25 protein-coding genes are annotated in these 25307 nt (G+C 62.6%); 9 read left to right on the top strand and 16 right to left on the bottom strand.

Annotated elements, in window-relative coordinates; all coding sequences use genetic code 11:
• Nucleotides 1-16: 16 nt before the first annotated feature.
• On the bottom strand, nucleotides 17-1429 hold the full coding sequence (locus ACF8GF_RS07865; RefSeq protein ID WP_014590635.1) for a cytosine permease: 1413 nt from the start codon (nucleotides 1427-1429) through the stop codon (nucleotides 17-19).
• A gap of 378 nt (nucleotides 1430-1807) precedes the next feature.
• A complete protein-coding gene (locus ACF8GF_RS07860) occupies nucleotides 1808-2260 on the bottom strand; it encodes an Lrp/AsnC family transcriptional regulator (protein ID WP_209966767.1) in 453 nt (150 codons plus the stop codon).
• A gap of 111 nt (nucleotides 2261-2371) precedes the next feature.
• Here ACF8GF_RS07860 and ACF8GF_RS07855 point away from each other — a divergent pair, with 111 nt between their 5' ends.
• Nucleotides 2372-2986 carry a LysE family translocator gene (locus ACF8GF_RS07855; protein WP_392487901.1) on the top strand — a complete coding sequence of 205 codons (615 nt, stop codon included), beginning with the start codon at nucleotides 2372-2374 and terminating at the stop codon, nucleotides 2984-2986.
• An 83-nt stretch (nucleotides 2987-3069) separates the two neighbouring features.
• Here the strand turns inward: ACF8GF_RS07855 and ACF8GF_RS07850 are convergent, their stop codons facing one another.
• The 10 genes from ACF8GF_RS07850 to ACF8GF_RS07805 all read right to left on the bottom strand — a co-directional run bounded on the left by ACF8GF_RS07850 (nucleotide 3070) and on the right by ACF8GF_RS07805 (nucleotide 12799).
• Nucleotides 3070-5253: an ATP-binding protein gene (locus ACF8GF_RS07850; RefSeq protein ID WP_392487900.1), complete on the bottom strand. Its 2184-nt coding sequence runs from the start codon at nucleotides 5251-5253 to the stop codon at nucleotides 3070-3072.
• Between the two features lie 151 nt (nucleotides 5254-5404).
• The gene (locus ACF8GF_RS07845; protein WP_010954491.1) at nucleotides 5405-5968 is read right to left on the bottom strand and encodes an NUDIX hydrolase; all 564 of its coding nucleotides are present in this window, start codon (nucleotides 5966-5968) and stop codon (nucleotides 5405-5407) included.
• 2 nt (nucleotides 5969-5970) lie between these two features.
• Nucleotides 5971-6723, bottom strand: coding sequence for a GntR family transcriptional regulator (locus ACF8GF_RS07840; protein ID WP_010954490.1), 753 nt, complete (start codon nucleotides 6721-6723; stop codon nucleotides 5971-5973).
• A gap of 88 nt (nucleotides 6724-6811) precedes the next feature.
• A complete protein-coding gene (locus ACF8GF_RS07835) occupies nucleotides 6812-7201 on the bottom strand; it encodes a carboxymuconolactone decarboxylase family protein (protein ID WP_003256073.1) in 390 nt (129 codons plus the stop codon).
• A 175-nt stretch (nucleotides 7202-7376) separates the two neighbouring features.
• Nucleotides 7377-7862 carry a flavin reductase family protein gene (locus tag ACF8GF_RS07830; protein ID WP_028697722.1) on the bottom strand — a complete coding sequence of 162 codons (486 nt, stop codon included), beginning with the start codon at nucleotides 7860-7862 and terminating at the stop codon, nucleotides 7377-7379.
• A 12-nt stretch (nucleotides 7863-7874) separates the two neighbouring features.
• Complete coding sequence (locus ACF8GF_RS07825; protein ID WP_176682479.1) at nucleotides 7875-9356, bottom strand: aldehyde dehydrogenase; 1482 nt, start codon at nucleotides 9354-9356, stop codon at nucleotides 7875-7877.
• Entirely contained in the window at nucleotides 9353-10186 is an 834-nt protein-coding gene (locus tag ACF8GF_RS07820) for an alpha/beta fold hydrolase (RefSeq protein ID WP_176682480.1), read from the bottom strand. Before ACF8GF_RS07820 ends, ACF8GF_RS07825 begins: the two co-directional genes overlap by 4 nt.
• A 68-nt stretch (nucleotides 10187-10254) precedes the next feature.
• Nucleotides 10255-10851: an amino acid synthesis family protein gene (locus ACF8GF_RS07815; RefSeq protein WP_003256068.1), complete on the bottom strand. Its 597-nt coding sequence runs from the start codon at nucleotides 10849-10851 to the stop codon at nucleotides 10255-10257.
• A 263-nt stretch (nucleotides 10852-11114) separates the two neighbouring features.
• Nucleotides 11115-12155: an LLM class flavin-dependent oxidoreductase gene (locus ACF8GF_RS07810; RefSeq protein WP_176682481.1), complete on the bottom strand. Its 1041-nt coding sequence runs from the start codon at nucleotides 12153-12155 to the stop codon at nucleotides 11115-11117.
• A gap of 158 nt (nucleotides 12156-12313) precedes the next feature.
• A complete protein-coding gene (locus ACF8GF_RS07805) occupies nucleotides 12314-12799 on the bottom strand; it encodes a flavin reductase family protein (protein WP_176682482.1) in 486 nt (161 codons plus the stop codon).
• 316 nt (nucleotides 12800-13115) lie between these two features.
• On the opposite strand from ACF8GF_RS07805, the gene ACF8GF_RS07800 reads away from it, so the two are divergent.
• Nucleotides 13116-14519 (top strand): cytosine permease, encoded by a 1404-nt coding sequence (locus tag ACF8GF_RS07800; RefSeq protein WP_010954483.1) that lies wholly within the window; start codon nucleotides 13116-13118, stop codon nucleotides 14517-14519.
• A 68-nt stretch (nucleotides 14520-14587) separates the two neighbouring features.
• Here the strand turns inward: ACF8GF_RS07800 and ACF8GF_RS07795 are convergent, their stop codons facing one another.
• Complete coding sequence (locus ACF8GF_RS07795) at nucleotides 14588-15508, bottom strand: AraC family transcriptional regulator (RefSeq protein WP_392487899.1); 921 nt, start codon at nucleotides 15506-15508, stop codon at nucleotides 14588-14590.
• A gap of 102 nt (nucleotides 15509-15610) precedes the next feature.
• Between ACF8GF_RS07795 and ACF8GF_RS07790 the strand changes: the two genes are divergently transcribed.
• The 5 genes from ACF8GF_RS07790 to ACF8GF_RS07770 all read left to right on the top strand — a co-directional run bounded on the left by ACF8GF_RS07790 (nucleotide 15611) and on the right by ACF8GF_RS07770 (nucleotide 20100).
• Complete coding sequence (locus ACF8GF_RS07790; RefSeq protein WP_003256052.1) at nucleotides 15611-16171, top strand: carboxymuconolactone decarboxylase family protein; 561 nt, start codon at nucleotides 15611-15613, stop codon at nucleotides 16169-16171.
• Nucleotides 16172-16270: 99 nt separating this feature from the next.
• Nucleotides 16271-17335 (top strand): acyl-CoA dehydrogenase family protein, encoded by a 1065-nt coding sequence (locus ACF8GF_RS07785; protein ID WP_176682485.1) that lies wholly within the window; start codon nucleotides 16271-16273, stop codon nucleotides 17333-17335.
• Nucleotides 17332-18153 (top strand): ABC transporter ATP-binding protein, encoded by an 822-nt coding sequence (locus ACF8GF_RS07780; protein WP_392487898.1) that lies wholly within the window; start codon nucleotides 17332-17334, stop codon nucleotides 18151-18153. Before ACF8GF_RS07785 ends, ACF8GF_RS07780 begins: the two co-directional genes overlap by 4 nt.
• Nucleotides 18140-19345 (top strand): ABC transporter substrate-binding protein, encoded by a 1206-nt coding sequence (locus ACF8GF_RS07775; protein WP_392487897.1) that lies wholly within the window; start codon nucleotides 18140-18142, stop codon nucleotides 19343-19345. Before ACF8GF_RS07780 ends, ACF8GF_RS07775 begins: the two co-directional genes overlap by 14 nt.
• Entirely contained in the window at nucleotides 19345-20100 is a 756-nt protein-coding gene (locus ACF8GF_RS07770; RefSeq protein WP_176682488.1) for an ABC transporter permease, read from the top strand. The genes ACF8GF_RS07775 and ACF8GF_RS07770 overlap by 1 nt, the downstream gene beginning before the upstream one ends.
• A gap of 111 nt (nucleotides 20101-20211) precedes the next feature.
• Here ACF8GF_RS07770 and ACF8GF_RS07765 read toward each other — a convergent pair whose 3' ends face one another.
• Both ACF8GF_RS07765 and argC read right to left on the bottom strand, forming a co-directional pair.
• Nucleotides 20212-20898: a GNAT family N-acetyltransferase gene (locus ACF8GF_RS07765; protein ID WP_176685734.1), complete on the bottom strand. Its 687-nt coding sequence runs from the start codon at nucleotides 20896-20898 to the stop codon at nucleotides 20212-20214.
• Nucleotides 20899-20975: 77 nt separating this feature from the next.
• Entirely contained in the window at nucleotides 20976-21917 is a 942-nt protein-coding gene (argC, locus tag ACF8GF_RS07760; protein ID WP_392487896.1) for an N-acetyl-gamma-glutamyl-phosphate reductase, read from the bottom strand.
• 156 nt (nucleotides 21918-22073) lie between these two features.
• On the opposite strand from argC, the gene ACF8GF_RS07755 reads away from it, so the two are divergent.
• The gene (locus tag ACF8GF_RS07755; protein ID WP_176685732.1) at nucleotides 22074-22952 is read left to right on the top strand and encodes a LysR family transcriptional regulator; all 879 of its coding nucleotides are present in this window, start codon (nucleotides 22074-22076) and stop codon (nucleotides 22950-22952) included.
• A gap of 75 nt (nucleotides 22953-23027) precedes the next feature.
• On the opposite strand, the gene ACF8GF_RS07750 is transcribed toward ACF8GF_RS07755, so the two are convergent.
• Nucleotides 23028-23678, bottom strand: a complete 651-nt coding sequence (locus ACF8GF_RS07750) for a TIGR04211 family SH3 domain-containing protein (protein ID WP_176685731.1) — start codon at nucleotides 23676-23678, stop codon at nucleotides 23028-23030.
• Between the two features lie 280 nt (nucleotides 23679-23958).
• Between ACF8GF_RS07750 and ACF8GF_RS07745 the strand changes: the two genes are divergently transcribed.
• A complete protein-coding gene (locus tag ACF8GF_RS07745; protein ID WP_392487895.1) occupies nucleotides 23959-25302 on the top strand; it encodes an OprD family porin in 1344 nt (447 codons plus the stop codon).
• The last annotated feature ends 5 nt before the right edge of the window (nucleotides 25303-25307 follow it).

The following is a 25307-nucleotide window of genomic DNA, read 5'->3' as shown; positions in this document are numbered from 1 at the left end:
GAATGGCCAGTGCAGCTTAAGCCACTGCTGCCAGCTTGGCGCTGGTTTGCCGACGACGGTAGGCACTGTCACGGCTCGCCAGCCACCAGTACAGCGGCGAGGTGATCGCCAACCCTACCAGCCACGACAGGTCAGCCCCGTTGATGTGCTCGGAAATCGGCCCGACGTACAGCGGGGTGTTCATGAACGGTATCTGCACCACGATACCCACAGCGTAGGCGATCAGTGCCTGCGGGTTGTAGCGCCCATAGATCCCACCATCGACCTGGAAGATCGACTGGATGTCGTAGTCGCCTTTGTGAATGGCGTAGAAGTCGATCAGGTTGATCGCCGTCCACGGCACCAGCACTACCAGCAGTACCAGCACCATGTCAACGAAGTGACCGATGAAGTCTGCCGAAGCGAACACTGCCACCACGCAGCAGGCCGACAGCACGATCAGCGACAACACCGCCCGGCTTTTGGCGGTGGGGATCCAGCGGTAGGCGAAGGTTTGCACCAGGGTGATGATCGACAGCACCGCGCCATACAGGTTGAGGGCGTTATGGCTGATCACGCTGAGCAGGAACAGCACCAGCATGATCGGGCCGAGCGTGCCGGTGGCCAGCTTGACCGCGTCCATGGTGTCCATGCCGGCCGGGATCGCCAGCACGGCCACGGCGCCGAAGATGAATGACAGACTTGAGCCCAGGGCCGAACCCAGGTAGGTGGTCCAGAAGGTCGAACTGACTTTGACATCTGCCGGCAGGTAGCGCGAGTAGTCCGACACATAGGGCGCAAAGGCGATTTGCCACAACGCCGCCAGCGACACGGTGGCCAGCCAGCCGGCCAGGTTGAAGCTGCCACGGGTGAGGAAATCGTCGCTCTGCACATGGGTGAAGATGTAGCCGAAGCCGACCACGATACCGATGCCCAGTACCCAGGTGCCAATGCGATTGAGCACGTGGATGAAGCGGTAGCCGATGATGCCGATGATGCCTGAGCCCAGCGCACCGATGACGATGCCCACCGGTACCGGAACGGCGTCGACCACGCCATGCAGTGACTTGCCGGCAAGGACGATGTTGGAAGCGAAGAAGCCGATGTACATGACGCCGGCGATCACCACCACCAGCAGCGCGCCGAGGGTGCCGAACTGAGCGCGGCTCTGGATCATCTGTGGAATGCCCATTTGCGGGCCCTGGGCCGAGTGCAGGGCCATCAGCACCCCGCCGACCAGGTGGCCGACAAGGATGGCGACGATGCCCCATACCAGGTTCAGGTGGAACAGCTGCACACCCAGCGCGCCGGTGACGATGGGCAACGGCGCGATGTTGCCGCCGAACCAGAGTGTGAACAGATCCCTTACCTTTCCATGGCGGTCTTGCGGGGGCACGTAGCCGATCGTGTGTTTTTCTATCAGGGGTGCCGAATTGGCTGCACTGGTCATGACTGACTCCAAGGCAAGGTAGGGCATTGGGAACTGCCCGGGGGCGTGCCGGCGGTGGGCGACGCGTTCTTGTTGGAGCGATGATGAGGGGCGCGGGGATAACGAGAAATTAGTAAATATGTGCCCATAAGCGTTAAAAAAACTAAGGCTGACAAAAGCTTAAGCGGGTGACGGTAGCAAGGAGAGTGCCAGCTGGCTGAAGGCCTTGGGGTAGAGGGGCGGCGGGGGTGGCAACCGGATCACGGTGGGCTGGGCTGGTGCGATGTGCGCGTTTTCAGGGCAGATGAAAGGTTGCCTAGGCCGGCCCCTTCGCGGGTAAACCCGCTCCTACAGCAGGCGCGGGTTTACCCGCGAAGAGGCCGGCACAAGAGGAAACAGCTACATGGGGAGCAACCGATCCTGAAGCACTTCCTTCATCACCAAGGTCGAGCTCAAGCGTTTCACATTGGGAATACTGGTCAGGTGCTCGTCATACAGCTTCTGAAACGCCGGCAGGTCCTTGGCCACCACATGCAGCAGGTAATCCGGGTCGCCGAACAGCCGCTGCGCTTCGACAATCTGCGGGATCTGCGCCAGTGCCGTTTCAAAGTCCGCCACCGGCTGGCGGGTTACCTCGCGTAGCGTCACGAATACCAGCGCGGCAAAGTTCAGCCCAAGGGCGCTAGGTGCCAGCCGTGCGTGATAGCCCAGAATGGCTCCGGACTCTTCCAGTGTCTTCAAACGCCGATGGCAGGGTGACAGGCTGAGCCCTACGCGGTCGGCCAGTTCGGTTACCGACAGGCGCCCGTCTTTTTGCAGCTCGGCAAGGATTTTTCGATCAGTTCTATCCATTGGGAAGAATCTTCCAATTCATGAATGCTAAGGGGAAATATACGAAAGAAAATCCCCAGGCGAAATCCGTAATCTTTCGACATCCCAATGCAGTAGATAAGGAAGATTCAAGTGGCTATCAGTGTGCTGACGGCGTTCTGGGCTGTGTCGATGCTGTTCGTGATGACCCCGGGTGCAGACTGGGCCTATGCCATCTCTGCAGGTATGCGCGGTCGCTGGGTGATGCCAGCGGTGGCGGGGATGTTGTCGGGGCACTTCCTGGCCACGCTGGTGGTGGCGGCCGGGGTCGGCAGCCTACTGGCTGGTCACCCGTTGGCGCTGACCTTGCTGACCCTGGCGGGGTGCACCTATTTGCTGTGGCTGGGCGGCAACCTGTTGCTCAGCCCGGCATTGCCGGCGGCCGGGCAGGGTGGCGTGGGGGAGTCGGGCTCGCGCTGGGCGTTGAAGGGTTTTTGCGTCAGCGGCCTGAACCCCAAGGTATTCCTGCTGTTCCTGGCCCTGCTGCCGCAGTTCACCGACCCGCAGTCGAGCTGGCCCGTACCGTTGCAGATCTTGTTGCTGGGGCTGGTCCACCTGTGCAGTTCGCTGGTGATCTACACGCTGGTCGGCTATGGCGCCAAAGCTGTGCTCAGCACCCGGCCGGGAGCGGCAAAGCTGGTCGGGCGGGTGTCGGGGATGGCGATGATTACCGTGGCTCTGGGCTTGATAGCCGGGCAAATAAGCTGACTACGCGAGGCTGGTTTGGTTTGTCTTGGCCGTGTGGTTTTGAGCTTCGCGGCGCCGTTGATCGCCCATCGCGATGCAAGGTATCAGTGGCCGAGTACTTTCCCGAGCATCTGGCACACCTGTTCTGCCGAGTAGGGTTTGGCCAGGAAGGTGAACCCTTGGTGCCCGCCTTCGGCAATCGCATCGCTAAAGCCCGAAGTAAGGATCACCGGCAACTGCGGGCGCTGGCGGCGAAGTTCGCGGGCCAGTGCCAAGCCACCCATGCCGGGCATGACCACATCGGAAAACACCGCATCAAAATCACCTGCCGGGCCAGTCAACTGCGCCAACGCTTCTTCTGCCGAACGCGCATAGCTGACCCGGTAGCCGTGGTCCTCGAGGAACTGAGCCGTGAAGCTGCCCAGGTCGGGGTTGTCTTCTACCACCAGTATTCGTTGCCGCTCGCCCTGTACCTGCGCCTGGCTGCCGGCCGAGGCGTCTTCGGGCAAGGTCGCAGGTGAGTCCTCCTGCGGCAGGTACAGGGTAAAGGTGGTGCCCTGACCGGGGATGCTGTTCACCTGTACATCGCCCCCGGATTGCTTGGCGAAACCGAACACCTGCGACAACCCGAGCCCGGTACCTTCACCCGGGGCCTTGGTAGTGAAGAAAGGGTCGAAGATGCGCTCCATCAACTCGCTGGCAATACCGACCCCGTTGTCGCTCACCGATATCGCCGCGAATGGGCCTGGCAGTGGAGGCTGACCGCGCAAGGCCGGCAGGCACTGGTCGGCCTGCAGACGCAGCTGCAAGGCACCTTCACCCGCCATGGCATCGCGGCCGTTGAGCATCAGGTTGATCACCGCGGTTTCCAACTGGCTGAGGTCGGCGCGGATGTGGCAGGGCGCTTGCGGTAACTGCAGCTCGACCCGGATGCGCGCGCCAGTGACGGTGTCGAGCATGTCGGCCATGGCTTCCAGCCGTGGCCCGGCTTCGAACACCTGCGGGCTGAGGGCTTGGCGGCGGGCGAAGGCCAGCAGCTGGCCGGTCAGTTTGGCACCACGATCGACCGTATCGGATATGGTCTTGAGGTAGCGCTCGCGGCGCTCCTCGGCCAGGTTGGGGCGCTGCAGAAAGTGCAGCGACGAGCGGATGATGGTCAGCAGGTTATTGAAGTCGTGGGCTACACCACCGGTCAGCTGGCCAATGGCTTCCAGCTTCTGGGCCTGGCGCAGCACGGCCTCGGTGTGCAGCAACTGAGTGGTGCGTTCTTCGACACGATGTTCCAAGGTGGTGTTGAGCGCTTCAAGGGCCGCCATCGCTTCGCGCACTTCGGCATGGGCCTGGGCCCGTTGTATGTGCGCCCAGCATCGTTCGGTCACTTCGCTGATCAGTGTTTGCTCGTAGTCGGTCCATGCCCGGGGTACGCGGTCATGAATCGCCATCAGCGCGGTCAGTCTGCCACCCTTGATCAGTGGCATGCAGATGGTGGCCGTAATGCCGATGGCCTGAAAAGTCGCCGCCTCGTCAGTGGCGAGTTCGCGCAGGTTGTCATTGATCACCAAGGCCAGGCCGCTGCGCAGGCGGCTGACCGCCAGGCTGCCGAAGTCATGCAGGTGATAATGGCCCACCAGACGCGGTGAGCCGGGTGCCACCGCATCGCCGCAGATGGTGAAACCGTTCTCGTCGGGGTCCATCACCGCATAGGCGCAGCTGGACAGGCCAAGGTGTTCGACCAGCATGCGGGTGGTGATGGCCATGATCTGATCCGGGTCGGCCGCCTCGGTCACGGCTCGCCCGAGGGTATCGAGAAAGTGCAGGCGCTGGTTGGTGACCACGCTGGCGGTGGTTTCGGTGACCGTGTCGAGCATGCCCAGTATCTCGCCATCATGGCTGCGAATCGGGCTGTAGCAGAAGGTGAAATAGGCCCGCTCCAGGCCGCCGTTGCGGTCGATCGTCAGCGGGAAGTCCTCGATGTACACCGCTTCACCGGCCAACGCACGTTCTGCCATATGGCGGATCTCGTCCCAGGCTTCGTGCCACACGTCGCGAAAGGGGATGCCCAAGGCCAGGGGCTTGCGACCCAGAATCGGGGTGAAGGCATCGTTGTACAGGGTGATCAAGTCCGGGCCCCAGAGCACGGCTTGCGGAAAGCGCGAGGCAAGGCACAGAGCCATCGTGGTTTTCAGCGCGTCGGGCCACTGTTCCAGCGGGCCCAGCGGGGTGGTGGCCCAGTCGTGGTTGCGGATGCGTTCGGCCATTAGCCCGCCGCCGTCTAGCCATCTAGCCATGTGCTTTGCCGGTCCTCTTTCTCAAGGCCCTTAGGGTGCACCGAGAATAGACCGTTGGCGAGGGTTTTGTGAGTGGCCGTGCCACTGCACAAGCCTCTGCAACTGCGCGATCCGAGTGAGTGCAGGTTCACCCGCGAAGCGGCCGGACAGGCTAGCGCATGAAGTGCACCTTGCCGGTGTCATCATTGCCCATGTAAATGCCATACACCCCGGCCTGCCGCTCGAGGATGTAGCGCTCGAGAATTTGCCGGATGGCCGGATAGTAGATCTCATCCCAGGGGATTTCATCCGGTTCGAAGAACTTGTACGCCAGCGTCTCCGGCCCGTACTGCCCGGTCTCTTCGGTAACGATGGCACGGAAGATGATGTACACCTCGCTGATCTTTGGCACGCTGAAGATCGAATACGGCGAGACGATGTCCGCACGTACGCCGCTTTCTTCCCATACCTCGCGCAGCGCTGCCTGTTCGGTGGTTTCGCCAGCCTCCATGAACCCGGCAGGCAAGGTCCAGGTGCCGGGGCGAGGGGGGATGGCGCGCTGGCACAGCAGGTACTTTCCATCGCGCTCGATGATGCAGCCGGCGATGATCTTGGGGTTGATGTAATGGATATAGCCGCAGCCGGTGCAATGCAGGCGTTCGTGGGTATCGCCTGTGGGAACGCCCCGGGCCAGTTCCTTGGTGCAGTGCGGGCAGTAGCGCGGGGCATTGGGCATGATCAGCGACCTATGCGGGGTTCCTTCAGGGCCAAGGGTTCGACAATGTCGCGCACCTTGGCGTTGTCATCCTGCTTCTGGCGCAGGTAGTCCAGGGCCACCTTGGCGGCGGCGCGGACGTGGTCGACCGAGGCCTGGTGGGCCACCAGCGGGTCGCCGCCCTTGATGGCCTCGACGATCTTTTCCATTTCGCGGTTGCTGGCGCCGCGGCGGTTTTCCTGCGATACCGAGGTGGCGCGCAGGTAGCTGATGCGGGCTTGCAACTGGCGCAACTGCTGGGCCGCCACCTGGTTGCCCGAGCCTTCCAGCAGCACATCGTAGAAACCTTGTACCGAATCCAGCACCTGTTGCAGCTCGCCTTCTTCCAGTGCCTCGCGGTTCACTTCCAGCGCGCGCTCCAGCGCACGGATGTCCTTGGCCTTGGCGTTGAGGGTGAACAGTTGCACGATCAGGCCTTCGAGCACACAGCGCAGCTCATAGATGTCACGCGCGTCTTCCAGGGTGATGATGGCCACGCGCGGGCCTTTGGCGTCAGCGAACTCGACCAGGCCTTCGGATTCCAGGTGACGCAGCGCTTCACGTACTGAAGTGCGGCTGACGCCGAGGCGGTCGCACAGGTCGCGCTCTACCAGGCGGTCGCCGGGCAGCAGGTGAAAGTTCATGATTGCGGTGCGCAGCTTGTCGAGCACGATTTCGCGCAGAGTAACGGGGTTGCGGTTGACCTTGAAGCTGTCGTCGAGTGGCTGGCGTTTCATCAGGTGCGCTCTTTATGAGGCTGTTGCGCCAACATCGCGGAATGCCCCGAACCGAGGCTTTCCATGCAGTGGTTCGAACAGCCCGTTGTTAACGGGTTGGTTCCGCATCGGCTTCGGCAAACGCTTCACGGGCCAGGCGGAAACTGTCCACCGCCGCGGGTACGCCGCAATAAATGCCGACCTGGAGCAGGATTTCGCGAATCTGTTCACGGCTCAGGCCATTGCGCAGGGCACCGCGAATGTGCAACTTGAGCTCGTGGGGCCTGTTGAGCGCGGAAATCATGGCCAAGTTTATCATGCTGCGCTCTTTCAGCGACAAGCCTTCGCGGCCCCAGACGTGACCCCAGCAATACTCGGTGACCAGCTCTTGCAACGGTTTGGTGAACTCATCTGCGTTCTGGATCGAGCGGTTGACGTAGTCCTCGCCCAGCACCTGGGTGCGGATTTTCAGACCCTTTTCGTACTTTTCATTGCTCATGTGCAGTACTCCGGCAAAAAACAGGGGCCGCAACCGAGGGTGAGACGATTAGCGCGACCCCTGAAAACAGGGACATCGGTGTTGGCTTCTTCGCGGGCTTGCCTGCTCTCACAGGTTCCGGAATCTGTGGGAGCGGGCAAGCCCGCGAAGAGGCCAACACCGACTTCAAGGTATATCAGCCAAGCGGCGGCAGGGCGCCGAGCTTGCCTTTGTGGTAGACCATCGGGGTCACCGGCTCGGCCGGCAACACCAGGTTCTTCACCGCACCGACAATGATCGCGTGGTCACCGCCGTCGTACTCGCGCCACAATTCGCACTCGATGATCGCCGTGGCCTTGGCCAGCAGGGGGTTGCCCAGCTCGCTCAGGTGCCACTCGATGTCTTTGGCCTTGTCCTTGCCCTTGCCTGCGAAGGCATAAGCCTCGGCGGTCTGGTCGGCGGACAGCAGGTGGATGGCGAACTGCTTGCTATCGCGCAGGATCGGGTAGGTGTCGGAGGCGTAGTTAGGGCAGAACAGCACCAGCGCCGGGTCGATCGACAGCGCGCTGAACGCACTGGCGGTGATGCCGACGATGCCGCCGTCGGCGTCCAGGGTAGTCACTACCGTGACGCCGGACGGGAAGGAGCCCATCACGTCTTTGTAGATGCCGGGTTCGATCATCTTGTGTTCCTCCTAGCGCATCACGAACGGGTCGGGCATCGGCGCGGTGGACAAGTTGATCCACACGGTCTTCAGCTCGGTATAGGCCAGCACCGAATCGATGCCGCTCTCACGGCCGTAGCCGCTGTTCTTGAAGCCGCCTATCGGTGCCATGGCCGACACGGCGCGGTAGGTGTTGACCCAGATGATCCCCGAACGCACGTCACGGGCCAGGCGATGGGCACGGCCCAGATCGCGCGTCCAGATGCCTGCAGCCAGGCCGAACTGCGAGTCGTTGGCTATGGCCAGGGCTTCTTCTTCGGTTTTGAAGCGGATCACCGCGGCGACCGGGCCGAACACTTCTTCCTGCATGATGGTCATCGCGTTGCTGTCGCACTCGAACAGGGTGGGCTCGTAGAACCAGCCGTCACCTTCAACGTCGGCACGCTTTCCACCCATATGCAGTTTCGCGCCTTCGGCCTTGGCTGCTGCCACCAGGCCTTCGACGACTGCCAGCTGCTGTGCGGTGGCCATCGGGCCCATTTCGCTGGCGTCGTCCTGCGGGTTGCCGATGCGGATGCGCTTGGCGCGGGCAATCAGGCGCTCGACGAATACGTCGAAAATTTCATCCTGCACCAGCAGGCGCGAACCGGCCACGCAGCTTTGCCCGGAAGCGGCATAGATGCCGGCCACGGCGCCATTGATGGCGCTGTCCAGGTCGGCGTCGGCGAAGATGATGTTCGGCGACTTGCCACCCAGTTCCAGTGACAGCTTGGCGAAGTTTTCGGCACTGCTGCGCACCACGTGGCGGGCGGTGGCGGCACCGCCGGTGAAGGCGATCTTGCGCACCAGCGGGTGGCGGGTCAGCGCCGCGCCGGTGCTGGGGCCGTAGCCTGTGACCACGTTGACCACCCCGGCCGGGAAGCCGGCCTCAAGGGCTAGACGGGCCAGCTCGAGAATGGTCGCCGAGGCGTGCTCGGACGGTTTGAGTACGATGGTGTTGCCGGCAGCCAGGGCAGGGGCCAGCTTGATCGCGGTGAGGTACAGCGGGCTGTTCCAAGGGATGATCCCGGCAACCACGCCGATTGGCTCGTGCACGGTGTAGGCGAACAGGTCGGGTTTGTCCAGCGGCAGGGTGCCGCCTTCGAGCTTGTCGGCCAGGCCCGCAGTGTAGTGGAAGAATTCCGGCAGATAGCCGACCTGGCCGCGCGTTTCGCGGATCAGCTTGCCGTTGTCACGGCTTTCCAGCTGGGCCAGGTGCTCTTTGTTCTCGGCAATCAGGTCACCCAGACGACGCAGCAGCTTGCCGCGCGCGGTGGCGCTGATGCTGCGCCACGCCTTGCTGTCGAAGGCACGCTGGGCGGCCTGAACGGCCAGCTCCACATCGGCTTCATCGGCGTCGGGCAGTTGCGCCCAGGCCTGGGCGGTGGCCGGGTTGAGGCTGTCGAAGGTCTTGCCGCTCTGGGCATCGCGCCATTGGCCGTCGATGCACATCTGGAAACGAACGAGGGTCATGCAACAATCCCCTTGGCGGATTCGGTGAGGGTGCGGGCTTGGGTGAGGAAGTCCAGCAGCATCTTGTTGACTTCACGCGGTGCTTCCACCGGCATCATATGCCGTTGCTCGGCGAGGACCACGCTCTGTGCGCCAGGAATACAGGCGGCGAGCTGGCGGGTCATGGCCGGGGTGGAGCCCGAGTCGAGTTCGCCAGTGGCGATCAGCGTCGGCACCTGGATACTGCCCAGGTCGTCGGCGCGGTACATGTCCTGAGTGGCGAACAGCGAATAAGTGGTGTGGTAGCCTTGCGGGTCGTTGCTCGCCAGCACCTGGCGAATGGCGGCGACCTGCGCCGGGTTGGCAGCCTTGTATTCACGGCTGAACCAGCGGTCCAGGGCAGCATCGACGTTGGCGTCGGGGCCCAGCTCCGCCGCCTGGGCGGCACGCGCGATCACCCCGGCACTCTGCTCGGGGGTACGGTTGAACACACTGTTGAGCACGACCAGTGCAGCCAGGCGCTGCGGGTAATTGAGGGCGAATGCACGGGCAACCAGGCCACCCATGGAGAAGCCGATCACGGTGGCTTGTGCGACTTGCAGGTGGTCAAGCAGTTCGGCGAGCTGGTCGGCATAGCCTTCCAGCGGTGTGTCGGCAGCCGGTACGCGGCTTTGACCGTGGCCGAGCATGTCGTAGGCGATGACGCGGTAGTCGTTGGCCAGGCCAACGAACTGACCGCCCCACATTTCCTTGTTCAGGCCCACGCCGTGGATCAGTACCACGGGTTGGCCCTGGCCGACATCCAGATAACTGGTGCCGGCAGGTGTGCGTTCAGCGACAGGCTGAATCATGGAGGGCGCTCCTTGAAGGTCGGGCGCGGCGGGTAAGCACGCCACGCCCCGGCCCGTCTTGGTTATTGTTATTGAGCGTTGGCTTTTTCGGCAGCCAGTTCTTCCAGGTCGATGTAACGGTTGCCGATGCGCGGGTGCAGGCGGCCGCCGTCGGCTGCGCCCAGGACCACGACGATTTCATCGGCACGCGGTGCGTCTTCGATCTGCATTTCCAGGGTGATGTAGTGCGAACGCAGGCCTTCGTCGTCCTTCTGCATCATCGGGATCTGAATCGAAGTGCCTGGGCCGCCGCGCTTGTTGGTGAAGCTCAGGTAGCTCTTGGCCTGCACTGCCTCGCGGTAGTGGTTGCCGAAGCGCAGGGTGTGGATCACGGCCGAGGCGTGCTCGATTTCGCCATCGGCGCCGACGACGGCGGCCTTGCCGTAGGCTTCGATCTTGTCGGCACCGCCGATGGCAGCAGTCAGGCGCTCGACCATCAGGGCGCCCAGCTCCGAGCAGTTGGCGCGAATTTCCGGCTTCAGATCTTCAACGAAACCGCGACCGGCCCATGGATTCTTGATCACGACGGCCAGGCCGACCATGGTCACCGGCTTGTCGGTGGCCTTGCCGCCTTCGATGCGGGTCTCTTCGGAGTAGGTGACGATCTTGCGGATTTCGAAACTCATGGTTGGCTCCTGGTGAGGGTTATCAGCTCTTGTTGTCTGATGGTATACCATAATATTTGTTGTGCAAGAGGTGTCAGGAAATTTCTCTTGTCGGGGGACGAAAGGTGGCCTGATGCCTTGATTTCTCTGTTGTCTGTACTGGTCTCTTCGCGGGCTTGCCCGCTCCCACAGGGACTGCACAGGTTTCAAAAAAAGCCCGCTCACGCAGGCCGAAGGGGCCCACGGGAGCGGGCGCGTCCCGCAATGTTTCAGGCAATGGGAATTCAGGCGAACGCCGGCACCACTTCCTTGATGAACAGCTCCAGCGACTTTTTCTTCTCGGCGTGGGGCAGGCTGTTGTCGCACCAGAAGCTGAACTCGTCGACGCCCAGTTCCTGGTAGTACTTGATGCGTGCGATGACTTCTTCCGGGGTGCCGATCATGGTGTTCTTGCGGATGTTCTCCAGCTGGAACGCCGGCACTTCGGCAAATTTCGACTCCGGGCTTGGCTCGAGGAAGCCGTTTACCGGGGTGGTCTTGTTGCCGAACCAGGCATCGAACGTGCGGTAGAAGCGCGATATGGCCTGGGCGCCGACCTTCCAGCCTTCCGGTTCGGACGGGCTGTGCACGTGAGTGTGGCGCAGCACCATCAGTTGTGGGCGCGGCACGTCCGGATTGTTGTCCAGGGCGGCCTGGAACTTGTTCTTCAGGTCCAGCACTTCTTCGTCCCCCTTCATCAGCGGGGTGACCATGACGTTGCAGCCGTTGGCCACGGCAAAGTTGTGCGAGTCCGGATCGCGTGCGGCGATCCACATGGGCGGCGTGGCGTTGAACGGCTTCGGCACGCTGGTAGAGGTAGGGAACTTGTAGACTTCGCCATCGTGGGCGTAGTCGCCTTCCCACAGCTTGCGCACCACCGGCACCATCTCGCGCAGCGCCTTGCCGCCGTCGGTGGCCGGCATGCCACCTGCCATGCGGTCGAATTCGAACTGATAGGCGCCGCGGGCCAGGCCCACTTCCATACGACCGTTACTGATCACATCGAGTAGCGCGCATTCGCCCGCAACGCGGATCGGGTTCCAGAATGGCGCGATGATGGTGCCGGCGCCCAGGCGGATCCTCTCGGTGCGTGCGGCCAGGTAGGCCAGCAGTGGCATCGGGCTTGGCGAAATGGTGTATTCCATGGCGTGGTGTTCGCCGATCCACACGGTGCTGAAACCGCCGTTCTCGGCCATCAGGGTCAGTTCGGTCAGGTCTTCGAACAGCTGGCGGTGGCTGACCTGTTCATCCCAACGTTCCATGTGCACGAACAACGAAAATTTCATGGGTTTTTCCTCAACGCTTGTTGTTACCCGTCAGTAAAGCGGGCTTCAGTGTGGGAGCGGGCTCGCCCGCGAAACAGAACACGCGGTGGGTGGCACCGGCTTCGCCGGTGTTCGCGGGCAAGCCCGCTCCCACTGGGGTCTGCGTCGAATTGCAGGCTTCAGGCAAAGGCCGGCAGGCTGGCCATTTTGCCGCGGCAGTACACCATGGGCCGTGGTGCTTCTGCCGGGACGATCAGGTTGTGCACCTTGCCGACCATGATGGCGTGGTCGCCACCTTCGTATTCACGCCACAGTTCACATTCGATCACCGCGGTTGCGCCGGCCAGGATCGGATTGCCCAGTTCACTCAGGCTCCACTCGATACCGCAGGCCTTGTCCTTGCCCTTCTTGGCGAACGCGTAGGCTTCTGCCTGCTGTTCACCCGAGAGCAGATGAATGGCAAAGCGCTTCTGTTTGATCAGTATCGGGTAGGAGTCGGAGGTGTAGTTGGGGCAGAACAGCACCAGTGGCGGGTCCATCGACAGGGAGGAGAAGGCGCTGGCGGTCAGGCCGACGACCGAGCCGTCGTCGTCCTGGGTGGTGATGACGGTAACGCCGGACGGGAAGGAGCCCAGAACGTTCTTGTAGACAGTTGCGTCGATCATCGGGAATACCTCTGAAGGGCTGCGGTGGTCCGCGGTTTTTATCGTTGATGTGTCTGATGGTATACCGTAATACCTATTTTGCAAGCGGAATTTTCAACCTGGCTTTTCCACGATGAACGGCTCAAGGCCACGTATACCGTGGCCTTGAGCGATCAGGTGGTTTGCCGCCAGGGTTGCGCAAGCGGATCAGCGGGCTTTTTTTACTGCGGATCAGTGTTGTCAAAAGTTTGGAATACCATAATATGGTCCGCAGCTGAGAGGCCGCCTAGATGCGGTTTCCTTACAAAGATAAAAACGACCTTTCGAGCTGAAAACCATGTCCCAACCGTCGTCGCAACACCAGTTTGTCGAGAATCACACGGTCGATTACGTTCCACCTGCCGAGCGCCATGGGAAGGCGCGCGACCTGTTCACCCTCTGGTTCAGTACCAACATTGCACCACTGCCCATCGTCACCGGTGCCATGGTGGTCCAGGTGTTCCACCTGAACCTGTTGTGGGGGTTGATAGCCATCGTCCTGGGCCATCTGGTCGGGGGCGTGGTCATCGCCCTGGCCTCTGCGCAGGGGCCGCAGCTGGGCATTCCACAAATGGTGCAAAGCCGTGGCCAGTTCGGCCGTTACGGCGCCTTGCTGATCGTGTTCTTCACCGCGCTGATCTATGTCGGCTTCTTTATTTCCAACATTGTCCTGGCAGGCAAGACCATCCACGGCATCGCCCCGAGCGTGCCGATGCCCGGCGCGATCGTGATAGGCGCCCTGAGCGCTACTGCCATCGGCGTGATCGGCTATCGTTTCATCCATATTCTCAACCGCATCGGCACCTGGGTGATGGGTTCGGCTTTGCTGGCCGGTTTCATCATGATGTTCATTCAGGACCTGCCGGCAGACTTCTTCAGCCGCGGCGCATTCAACCTGTCGGGCTTCATCGCCACCGTGTCGCTGGGCACCATCTGGCAGATCAGCTTCTCGCCGTACACGTCAGACTATTCGCGCTATCTGCCGCGTGAAGTGGGCATTGCCAAACCGTTCTGGGCGACCTACCTGGGCGCCACCCTGGGTACCATCCTGTGCTTCAGCTTTGGTGCAGTGGCCGTGTTGTGCGTACCGCAAGGCACCGACGCAATGGACGCGGTGAAGCAGGCTACCGGCTGGCTGGGCCCGATCCTGATGGTGCTGTTCCTGCTCAACATCATCAGCCACAACGCCCTCAACCTGTATGGTGCGGTGCTGTCGATCGTGACCGCAATCCAGACTTTCGTGGCCGAGTGGACGCCGAGCGTCAAGGTGCGGGTGATCCTGGCCTCGGTCATTCTGGTGGGCTGCGGGATGGTTGCACTGAATGCTTCGGCGGACTTCATCGGCCAGTTCATCGGCCTGATCCTGGCGCTGCTGCTGGTCCTGGTGCCGTGGGCTTCGATCAACCTGATCGATTTCTACCTGATCAAGAAGGGCCAGTACGACATCGCCTCGATCTTCAGTGCAGACGGCGGCATCTATGGCCGTTTCAACCACCACGCGATCATTGCCTATGCCTGCGGCATCCTGGTGCAGCTGCCGTTTGCCAATACTTCGCTGTATGTGGGGCCGTACTCGAACATTGTCGAAGGGGCCGACCTGTCGTGGCTGTTCGGCTTGCTGGTGACCGTGCCGCTGTACTACTGCCTGGCGACGCGCGGCAAGGCGGTTAACAGTGCGCGGGTTATCAGCGTCAACGACTGACAACTGCAACGGGGGCTGCAAAGCAGCCCCGACTATGGCCGCTTGGTCGATTTCCGCGCTTTGCTGGGTCAGGTATTCCCGCGCCCGTCATGCTGCCTGCGATACGCCCCCGGCTGCACCCCCACTGCCTTGGCAAACGCCCGGGTGAATGCGGCCACCGATTGATACCCCACCTGCGCGCCTACCTGCTCAACGGTATGCCCCGCCTGCAGCAACTGGCTGGCATGGCGCATGCGCAGCGCCAGCAGCACTTGTCCCGGCGATCGCCCGGCCAGTTCGCTGAAGCGCTTGAAAAATGCCGAGCGTGACAATCCGGTGCAAGCAGCCATGTTCTCCATGGTCCAGGTTTGCCCCGGCTGCTCGATCAATTGCTCAAGCAATCCGGCAAATGCTGGCTGCCGGGCGAGGGCGACCAGCCCGCCCAGCGATTGCCCTGCGTGCACCTGCTGGCGCAGCACGTACAGGAACAACAAGTGCGTCAGCCGTTCCAGTAGCATCTGTGATGGCCCGGCATCTCGCCGGCATTCTTCCAGGATCAGCCCGAACAGCGCCCGCGCTGCGCTGCCGCTGGGATCTTCAGCGCGTAACAAGATCCAGTCAGCGAGACCCTCGACAATCAGCGAGCAGAGGCCCGACTGAAAATGGAAGAAGCCGCAGACCAAGCCAACGCCGTCGGCGGCCTGGCTATCCAGCGCCTGCATGGCCTGGCGCGGCTGGGCACAGGCGTCGACCGGGTCCTGATCGCTGGACAAGCGATAGGCAAGGTCGCGCAACAGGAATACGGCATCTCCCTTCTCCAGGCGCACCGGTTGCGGCTGGCCGTCAATGTGCAGCCAGCAATGGCCTTGCACCACCAGATGGAAGCTGGCGCGGCCCATGCCCTGGGTACTGGCATGCCAGCCGCCGCAATAGCGGCCTACATGAAACAGGCTGGCATCGAGCTCCAGGCCTTCTAATAACCAATCGACAAGCGGGCTGGACGAAATCATCTAATGCAAAGACTCAGGAGCAAGGAAAGGCGACTGACGAATATGGAGGGTAGTTCTTATAACCAACAGACTGTAGTGACACTCATCAAAGGAGATCACTGCATGTCCTCGCGCATTACTTTACACACGCTGCAGAGCGCCCCGGAAGCGGCACGGCCGTTCCTTGAGAACGCGCAGAAGAATTCCGGCTTCATCCCCAACCTGCTCGGCGTGCTGGCCAACGCCCCGGCGGCGCTGGAAACCTACGTGACCGTTTCGGCACTCAATGGCAAGTCTGAGCTTGGCCTGGCCGAGCGTGAAGTGGTGCAACTGATCGCTGCCACCCAGCATGGCTGCGACTTTTGCGTGGCCGGCCATACGGCCGTCGCGCTGAACAAGGCCAAGCTGCCGCAGGAGGTGGTCGATGCTCTGCGTGCCCGTGGCGAACTCCCGAACGCCCGCTACGAAACCCTGGCCGCCTTTGCCCGCGAAGTGATCGCCACCCGTGGCAATGTCAGCGAAGCCACCTACCAGGCCTTCCGTGAAGCCGGCTTCAGTGAAGGCAACGCCTTGGAGGTGATTCTGGGTGTAAGTCTCGCAACCCTGTGCAACTTTGCTAATGTTTTCGCCCAGACGCCACTCAACGAAGAGCTTGGCAAATACCGCTGGCAGCCTTCTGCGTAGGCCACCTGTGATAATGGCCATTACCAGGCCGTTGTAGGAGCGGCCTTGTGCCGCGAACGGGCCGCAGAGTGGCCCCGGCGTTCCCTAAGGAGCAAGACCATGCAAGATTGTGCATTTCGACACTGGCTGGATGCCAATGCCGAGGCCATCGATCGGGGCCTGTGCGAACCGCAGCAGGTGCTGGCCCAGATCGCAGAATCGCAGTTGCTGCGCACGGGAGTCGACCCAGCGCTGGGCGGTACGGGCGGGCAGGTGACCGACGCGGTCGAGGCCATCGCCGCCATTGCCAGCCGCTCATTGGCTGCGGCGTTCGTCTGCTGGGGTCAGCGTGCCTTCATCGAATACCTGCTGCACAGCCCCAACCAGCCCCTGCGTGAGCGCCTGCTGCCACGTCTGTTGACCGGTGAACTGGCCGGTGCCACCGGGCTGTCCAACGCCATGAAGTTCCTGTCCGGTATCGAAGCGCTGCAGGTGCGTGGCCGCTCGGCAGCCGATGGCTGGCACCTGGAAGGGCGACTGCACTGGGTGACCAACTTGCGCAAAAGCGGCTTCGTGGTGGCGGCGGCCATCGAGGATGAAGCCGGCGGCGCGCCGTTTGTGCTGGCCATTCCTTCCGACGCTCCAGGCCTGGAGCGCTCTGATGATCTACAACTGATGGGCCTGCAGTCGAGCAACACGGCAGCACTGGCTTTTCACCAGGTGCCGCTGGCGCGCGACTGGCTGCTGCATGAAAATGCGCGCGAATTCCTGCCACGGGTACGCCCGGCATTCCTGGCGCTGCAATGTGGCATGGCCATTGGCCTGGCGCGACGGGCGCTGGAAGAGGTTCAGGCGCACCTGCATGGCCGAGCCTCGTTCCTCGACGAAGCCCGTCAGGTGCTCAGCGAACGCCTGGAAAACACCGTCAGCGAGCTCAAGCAGGGCTTGCTCGAAGGTCGCTTCCAGCAGCAGCCGGCGGCCTTGTTCAAGCTGCGCATCATCTTGGCTGAAAGTGCTGCCGACGCGGTACAACTGGAATTGCAGGCCAGTGGCGGCAAGGCTTACCTCAGCGAATATGGCGAAGGTTTTGCCCGCCGCTGGCGCGAGTCGGCCTTCGTTCCGATCGTCACGCCCAGCCTGGTGCAGCTGCGCGCCGAACTGCAACGCCAGGCGGGCGTTGCATGAGCGCAGTGTTGCTGGAGGCCCGCGACATCAGCCTGGGCTACCCGCGTGAGGGTGGTTGGCAGCAGGTACTGGCGCAGTTCGACCTGCAGCTTGCGCCGGGTGAAGTCGTGAGCATTCTTGGCCCCAGCGGTGTGGGCAAGTCAAGCCTGCTGCGGGTGCTGGCAGGGCTGCAGCAGCCTGGCGGCGGCAGCGTGAGCTTGCACGGCCAGACCCTGCAGGGGCCGCACCCGCGTCTGGCGGTGGCCTTTCAGGACCCCAGTCTGCTGCCATGGCTGAGCCTGGAGAAAAATGTCGCCTTCGGCCTGGATTTCGCCCGTCAGCCCAGGCTGGCTGATGCCGAACGACGTGCACGCATCGACCATGCGATTGCCGCTGTGGGCCTGGCCCACGCCCGTGGCCAGTACCCGGCGCAGTTGTCTGGCGGCATGGCCCAGCGCACCGCGCTGGCCCGCTGTCTGGCACGCCAGCCCGAAGTGCTGCTGCTCGACGAACCGTTCGGCGCGCTGGATGAAGTGACTCGCGCCGACATGCAGCAACTGCTGCTGCAACTGATCGCCACCCACAACACGGCGGCGGTGCTGATTACCCACGATATCGACGAAGCCTTGCTGCTGTCTGACCGGGTTCTGCTACTGGGCAACCACCCAGCGCACATCCTCGGCCAGTGGCACATCGACCTGCCGCAACCACGGACGCAGCGGGTCGAAGAACTGGGTGCTTTGCGTATCGAAATCCTGAAAACCCTTCGGCGGGCAAGCCGCACAGTCGAACCTACCCCAACCCCGTTGCCCTCGGAGGCTGTCCATGCGCATGGATGACTGCTGTTCCTCTTCTTCGCGTCGTGATCTTCTCAAGCTCGGCGTCATGCTCACTGCTGCCGGTGCATTGCCGTTGCTGTCGAGCTTGCAGGCGCGTGCCGCTGCCGAGCCGGACGCGCCGGTGCGCATCGGCTACCTGCCGATCACTGACGCCACGCCGCTGCTGGTGGCACATAACAACGGCCTGTTCGAGGCCGAAGGCATCAAGGCTGAGCGCCCGGTGCTGCTGCGCAGCTGGGCGCAGGTGATCGAGGCATTCATCTCCGGCCAGGTCAATGTCATACACCTGCTTTCGCCGATGACGGTATGGGCGCGCTATGGCAGCAAGGTGCCCGCCAAGGTGGTGGCCTGGAACCACGTGGGCGGTTCGGGCCTGACTGTTGCGCCGGATATATCCGAGGTGAAACAGCTCGGTGGTAAGACAGTGGCCATCCCGTTCTGGTACTCGATCCACAATGTGGTACTGCAACAGATGCTCAACGACAACGGCCTGACGCCGGTGTCGAAGCCGGCCAATGCGCAACTGGCCGCCAACGAAGTCAACCTGCTGGTGCTGCCGCCATCCGACATGCCACCCGCCCTGGCCAGCAAGCGCATTGCCGGCTACATCGTTGCCGAGCCGTTCAACGCACTGGCCGAGAACCTCAAGGTAGGCCGCGTGCAGCGCTTTACCGGCGATGTATGGCGCAATCATGCGTGCTGCGTGGTGTTCATGCACGAGCATGACCTGAATAACCGCCCGGAGTGGTCGCAGAAAGTGGTCAACGCCATCGTCAAGGCCCAGCAATGGACCCGTGACCATCGCACCGAAGCCGCCGCATTACTTTCCCGGGCGGGCCCCAACAAGTACACCCCCCACGAGCCAGCGGTGCTGACCAAGGTCCTGGCGCCAGCCGCCGAAGACCGTGCTGGCTACATTGCCAGTGGTGCCATTCGCCATCAGCAGTGGGACGAAAAGCGCATCGACTTCCAGCCATACCCGTTCCCGAGTTACACCGAAGAGCTGGTCAAGCGCCTGAAAAGCACCCTGATCGAAGGCGACAATGCGTTCCTTGCCGGGCTGGATCCGGCGTATGCCGCCCGCGACCTGGTCGACGATCGCTTCGTGCGTAATGCCATCGCGACGGTGGGGGGACCGTCGGTATTCGGCATTGCCGACAACTTCGAGCGTAGCGAGGAGTTTGCGGTCTGATGCGCACGCATGTCGTACATGCCGGCCTTGGGCTGGTCGGGTTGCTGGCCTTGTTGCTGCTATGGTGGGCCGGTGTTGCAGTGTTTGGCCAGGCCGACGGCCTGTCGGCGCGCTTTTCGCCGGCGGCAACCCTGGCCAGCCTGGTCGAGCTGCTGGGGCAGGGCGAGGTCTATGGGCATATCTGGGTCAGCCTCAAGCGCATCCTGATTGGGCTGCTGCTGGCGCTGCTGATGGGGGTACCGTTAGGCTTGCTGGTAGGCAGCTACCGGCACCTCGAGGCGGCGACCACGCCGGCATTCCAGTTTCTGCGCATGATATCGCCATTGTCGTGGATGCCTGTGGTGGTGATGCTGATGGGCGTGGGTGACCAGCCGATCTACTTCCTGCTGGCGTTTGCCGCGTTGTGGCCGATCTTGCTGAACACGGCGGCAGGGGTGCGTCAACTGGACCCGCGCTGGCTGCAACTGAGCCGCAGCTTGAGTGCCACGCGCTGGGAAACCTTGTGCAAGGTGATCGTGCCGGGGGTGATCGGTCACGTGCTGACGGGGGTGCGCCTGGCCATCGGTATTCTGTGGATTGTGCTGGTGCCGTGCGAAATGCTTGGGGTGAGTGCGGGGCTTGGGTATTTCATTCTTGATACCCGCGACCGGCTGGCGTATTCCGAACTGATGGCGATGGTGCTGCTGATTGGCGTGCTGGGGTTTGTGCTGGATGCCCTGGCGCGTGGGCTGCATCGACGCTGGGTGCATGGCTGAAAGGCCAATGGGGCTTCTTCGCGGGCTCGCCCGCTCCCACAGGTACATCACCGGCCTTGGGCCTTACGGTATTCCTGTGGGAGCGGGCAAACCCGCGAACAGGCCCTTGGATCAATGCACGGTTTTGCGTTGGCGCACACATTCCCGGGCTTGAGCGGCCAGTTCATCCAGCCGCTCATCGCGCATCTGCTCCGCTTCGATCATCGCATCCTCACCCTGCTGGTTAAGCAGATAGGTGTGAATCTGCAGCACTTCAGCCGTCTGATAGATGGGCGCAATGTCCAGGCGCCCGATCAGCGCACCACTGGGCTGGCCGGTACTGCTCATCAGCACCTGCGGGCCGTTGGCGGCCACCACTTGCATGCCCATCGCCTCGAACCATGGCACTTGGTTGGCAAAGGCGTTCAGCTCCACGCAGGCATGGCGCGACTGCAGGTCGCCCAGCAGAGCACGGGCGATGCCCTGGCGGCGATGGTTGGCGGAAACGGCCAGAAAGGCCAATGCACAGGCCTGCCCATCGTCCTGGGCTGGCAGTGACAGAGCAAAGCCCAGCAACTGGTCCGGTGCTTCGGCATCCAGCGCCAAGGTAAGCGCCACCGCCAGACCGCGGGTACCGTCCAGCGCTTGCAGGTACTGGTGGACTTCCATGCCGACGCCATACTGGTAGAGCGGGTACAGCGGGTTGTCGACGGCGATGGCGACACTGCTCAATTCGCCGACATTGTGAATGACCAGCTCGCGGATCTGGTTCTGGAAAGATTCGGGCGGCACGCTGTCGAGGCGGCTCAGGATGAACATCTGGGGGGCTCCGGCGGATGAGAATACAACCCGCGCTGTGTTGGCGCGGGTTGTACAGTCTAACCGGTTTTGCCGTATCAGCCTTGTGCCTGTAAGGCACCGAGCATCAGGTCGAGGTTTTGCACGGCAGCACCAGAGGCACCTTTGCCCAGGTTGTCGAACACTGCGGTGAGCAGTACCTGGCCATGCTCGGGGTTGGCGTACAGCGCCAGGCGCAGGTCATTGCTGTCATTCAATGCCTCGGGATCGAGGTTTGCCGCAGCGCCGCACTGATGCAGGGGCATCACCTGGACATGGCGGGCACCCTGGTAATGCTGTTCCAGGCAGGCTTGCAACTGCTCGACGCTGATGTGTCCAGGCAGCAGGCGAAGTTGCAGAGGAATGCTCAGCACGATGCCTTGGCGGTAGGCGCCATAGCCGGGCATGAACATCGGCCGCGCCGACAACCCCGCGTGCTGCTGGATTTCCGGTACGTGCTTGTGCGCCAGCTCCAGGCCATACAGCTGTAGCGCAGGGGCTTTGGCGGCGCCGGGCTGTTCGTGCCGCTCGACCGCCGCGCGACCACCGCCGGAGTAGCCTGACACGGCGTGGATGTTCAGCGGGTAGTCCGCAGGCAGCAAGCCGGCCTTGACCAGTGGGTGCAGCAGCGCGATGGCGCCGGTGGGATAGCAGCCGGGGTTGCTGACACGCTTGCATTGCGCGATACGCTCGGCTTGCTGTTCGTCCAGTTCCGGCAGGCCATATACCCAACCTGGTGCGGTGCGGTGCGCCGAACTGGCGTCGATCACCCGCACCTGCGGGTTGTGGATTGCGGCCACGGCCTCGCGGGCGGCGTCGTCGGGCAGGCACAGCAGGGCGATGTCGACGCTGTTGATCGCTTCGCAGCGGCGTTGCGGGTCCTTGCGCTCTGCCTCGGGGAGGGTCAGCAGGCGAAGGTCGGTACGACCCTTCAGGCGGGCATGGATCTGCAGGCCTGTGGTGCCTTGGTCGCCGTCGATGAAAACAACAGGGGTGTGCATGGTCGGGGTCCGGTTGGAGAAAGATGGCCTATGCTCGCCCGTAGCTTTGGTAATGAAAATTTGAATATGATGATCGATATATTCAGGTTTTCTGAATGACTTTTTGAAATGCGTGGTGACCCTTCGGGTGTGCCCGCGAAAGGGCCGGCTCTGACAATGCGCGAAATCAGCCTCGACCGCCTCCGCACACTGGTGGTCATCAGCGACCTGGGCTCCTTTGCCGAGGCTGCCCGCCAGCTTAACCTGGCGCCGCCCACCATCAGCTTGCACGTGGCCGAGTTGGAGGCGCGTATCGGCGCCCCGTTGCTCACCCGCACCCGCGGCCAGGTGCGGCCTACCGTCATCGGTGAAACACTGCTGGGGCGTGCCAGGCGCCTGCTGGCGGACGCTGACTTGGCGCTGGACGAAGTACGCCGGCAGGTCGAAGGGTTGACCGGGCGTGTGCGTCTGGGCGCTTCCACCGGTGCCATCGCCCATTTGCTGCCGCAGGCATTGGCGCGCCTGCGTGTGGAGCACCCGGGGATCGACGTCCAGGTACAGGTGCTGACCTCCCAGGCGTCGCTCACGCGCTTGCGTGAGGGCACACTGGACATCGGCCTTGTGGCCTTGCCGCAGGTGGCCGGCAAAGGGCTGACGGTCACCCCCTGGCGGCGCGACCCGATCCTGGCGTATGTGCCGGCCGACTGGCAGCCGCCGGCCAGGATCACCCCGGCGTGGCTGGCGCAACGGGCGTTGATTCTCAACGACAGCACCACCCAGCTGTCGCGGGTTACCGGCGAGTGGTTTGCAGCGGCGGGGTTGTACCCCGAGCCGCGGATCGAGCTGAACTACAACGATGCAATCAAGAGCCTGGTCGGCGCCGGCTATGGGGCGACATTGTTGCCGCAGGAGGGGGAGGCGACCGAGTTGGACCGGCGCATTGCCCGCCGACCGCTGCGGCCCGGGTTGTGGCGGCAGTTGGGGATCGCTTGTCGGGAGGGGCAGGTGGAGCGGGCCACGGGGTATGTGCTGGAGGCGCTGGAACGGTTGTTGTAGGGGCGACTCCACTATTCCGCTATAGCAAGGCCTGTGGCCAGGCCTGCACGTTCCAGCTCCAGCGCCTTGCCGAACTCAGAACCAGCGATCGTTCTTCTTGCGCCCACGGGTCAGTGCCGGCAGGATCAGCCCCGCCAGCAAGCCTGCACCGGCAATGCTGCCGCCATACACCATGTAGCGCATCATCACCTGCTTGTTCTCATCCCCCAGGCGGGCCTGGGTATCGCGCAGGTCCGATTGGCTCTGATCGAGCTGCTCGTTCAGTGCCTTGTTGCGCGCCTCCAGCTCGTCAATCAGCTGCTTGCGCGAATCAAGTGTTTCCTGCATGCCCTGCACACGGTTCTTCCAGTTGTCGTCGATGGTCTTCAACTGCCCGGTCAGTTCGGCGACCTGGGCATCGAGCAATGGCAGGCGTTCGTTCTGCCCGGGTACCGTCTGCAGGTCGTTGCTGAGGATCCACACCACATCTCCGTTCTGCCCACGCACCCGGCTGTAATTGCCCTGGCTGCCGAGCAAGGTCAGCTTCTGACCGGACTTGAGCGTGCCGACAATGCGGTGCCCGTCGGTCGGGCCGCTGCGCACATAGGTGCTCAGGCTGTCGCTGACCCAGCGTGCGTCGCTGGCAGGCTCTTCGGCGTGCACGGGGGCGGCAATACCCACCACGGCGGCAATCAGGCCGATGCGCAGGGCAGGGAGGGCGGAAGCATTTGGGCGGGAATCGGGCATGTTGGGTCTTCGCTGAATTCGCTGGAACAGGACAAAAAGTAGGCCCGGTGACTGGGCCGATGAACCGGTCGGTGAGTTGACCGTCAGCGAAAGACCGTTTTTTTGTCAGCAGGTTCACTGCCTGACGTCGGAAATATCTGCAGAATGTTGCAGTACTTCACTCAGAGCGCTGCGTTGCCGATGACGCAATTGTAATGCGCCGATCACCTTGGCGTTATCTGCCGGCCGTCAATCTCGGCCCGCCGACATAACAACAAATGCGACGTTCAAGGAGCATCGGATGACGTGTAGATCACCCCTGACACTGGCTGCTTGCCTGGCGCTGGCCAGCGTTGGCAGCCAGGTTGTTGCTGCAGAAAAAAGCGCGGACGGCTTCATGGAGGGCAGTACCCTCAGCGTGCTTAACCGCAACTTCTATTTCAACCGCGATAACCGCGATTCTGCGGCCCCGACACACCACCCGGGCAAACAGCCTGACAGCGGCTACTCCGAAGCCTGGGGGCACGCCGTGATTACCCGATTTGAGTCGGGCTTCACCCTGGGCACTGTAGGTGTTGGCGTGGATGCGTTTGCCATGCTTGGGCTTAAGCTCGACACTGGCGGCGGCCGCAACGGCGGGCGCAGTTCCTTCGACGTATTGCCGGTCGACCGCGACGGCCAGGCACGTGACGAGTACACCAAGGTGGGGGGCGCGGCCAAGGTGCGACTGTTCGACACGGTACTGAAGGTGGGCGATGTGTTCCCGGCCAACCCGGTGGTGGCTGCTGGCGACTCGCGGCTGCTGCCGGAAAGCTTCCGTGGGGTGACCCTGGAGAACAACAGCATCAAGGACCTTGCCCTGCAAGCCGGACGTCTGCATGCCATGAGCCAGCCGATGTCCAGCGACCTGCGGGAGAACTTCGTGACCTTCTATGGCGGCCCGGTCGATTCGCCGTGGATCGCCTATGGCGGGGGTGACTACACGCTCAATGAGCATGTCAGCGTCAGCCTGTTCAGTAGCCGGCTCAAGGACGTGTGGAACCAGTACTACGTCGGCACCAGCCTGAGCTGGCCGCTGAGCGAGGAGCTGGCCCTGATTGGTGGTTTCAACTATTACAAGGCTGTTGATGAAGGGCAGCAGCGCCTGGGAGCCTTTGACAACGATATCTGGAGCGCCAAGCTGGGTGTGCGCTTTGCTGCTCACACCCTGGCCCTGACTCACCAGCGCAACAACGGCGACGACGACTTCGACTACCTGCGCCAATCCGACTCGATCTTCCTCGACAACTCCATCCAGTACAGCGACTTCAACGCGCCCAAGGAGCGTTCATGGATGCTGCGCTATGACCTGAACATGGCCACCTACGGCGTACCTGGGCTGTCGTTCATGACACGTTACGGCAAGGGTACCGACGCCGATTACTCCAATGCCAACGCCACTTACATGCGCCGCGACGTCGCGGGCAACCCGCTGACCGACCAGAAACGCTGGGAACGTGACATCGAGGTCAAATATGTGGTGCAGACTGGCGCGGCCAAGGACCTGTCGTTGCGGGTGCGCCAGGCCACCACCCGGGCCACGGTGTTCGAGTCGGACCTGGACGAAGTGCGGCTGATCGTGGAGTACCCGTTGTCGATTCTGTGATTCCA

This window comes from Pseudomonas sp. yb_5, from assembly GCF_043103865.1.
Classification (GTDB): Bacteria; Pseudomonadota; Gammaproteobacteria; order Pseudomonadales; family Pseudomonadaceae; genus Aquipseudomonas; species Aquipseudomonas putida_Y.
Note: the sequence above shows the minus strand (reverse complement) of the source record. Positions and strands in the feature narration are given on the sequence as shown.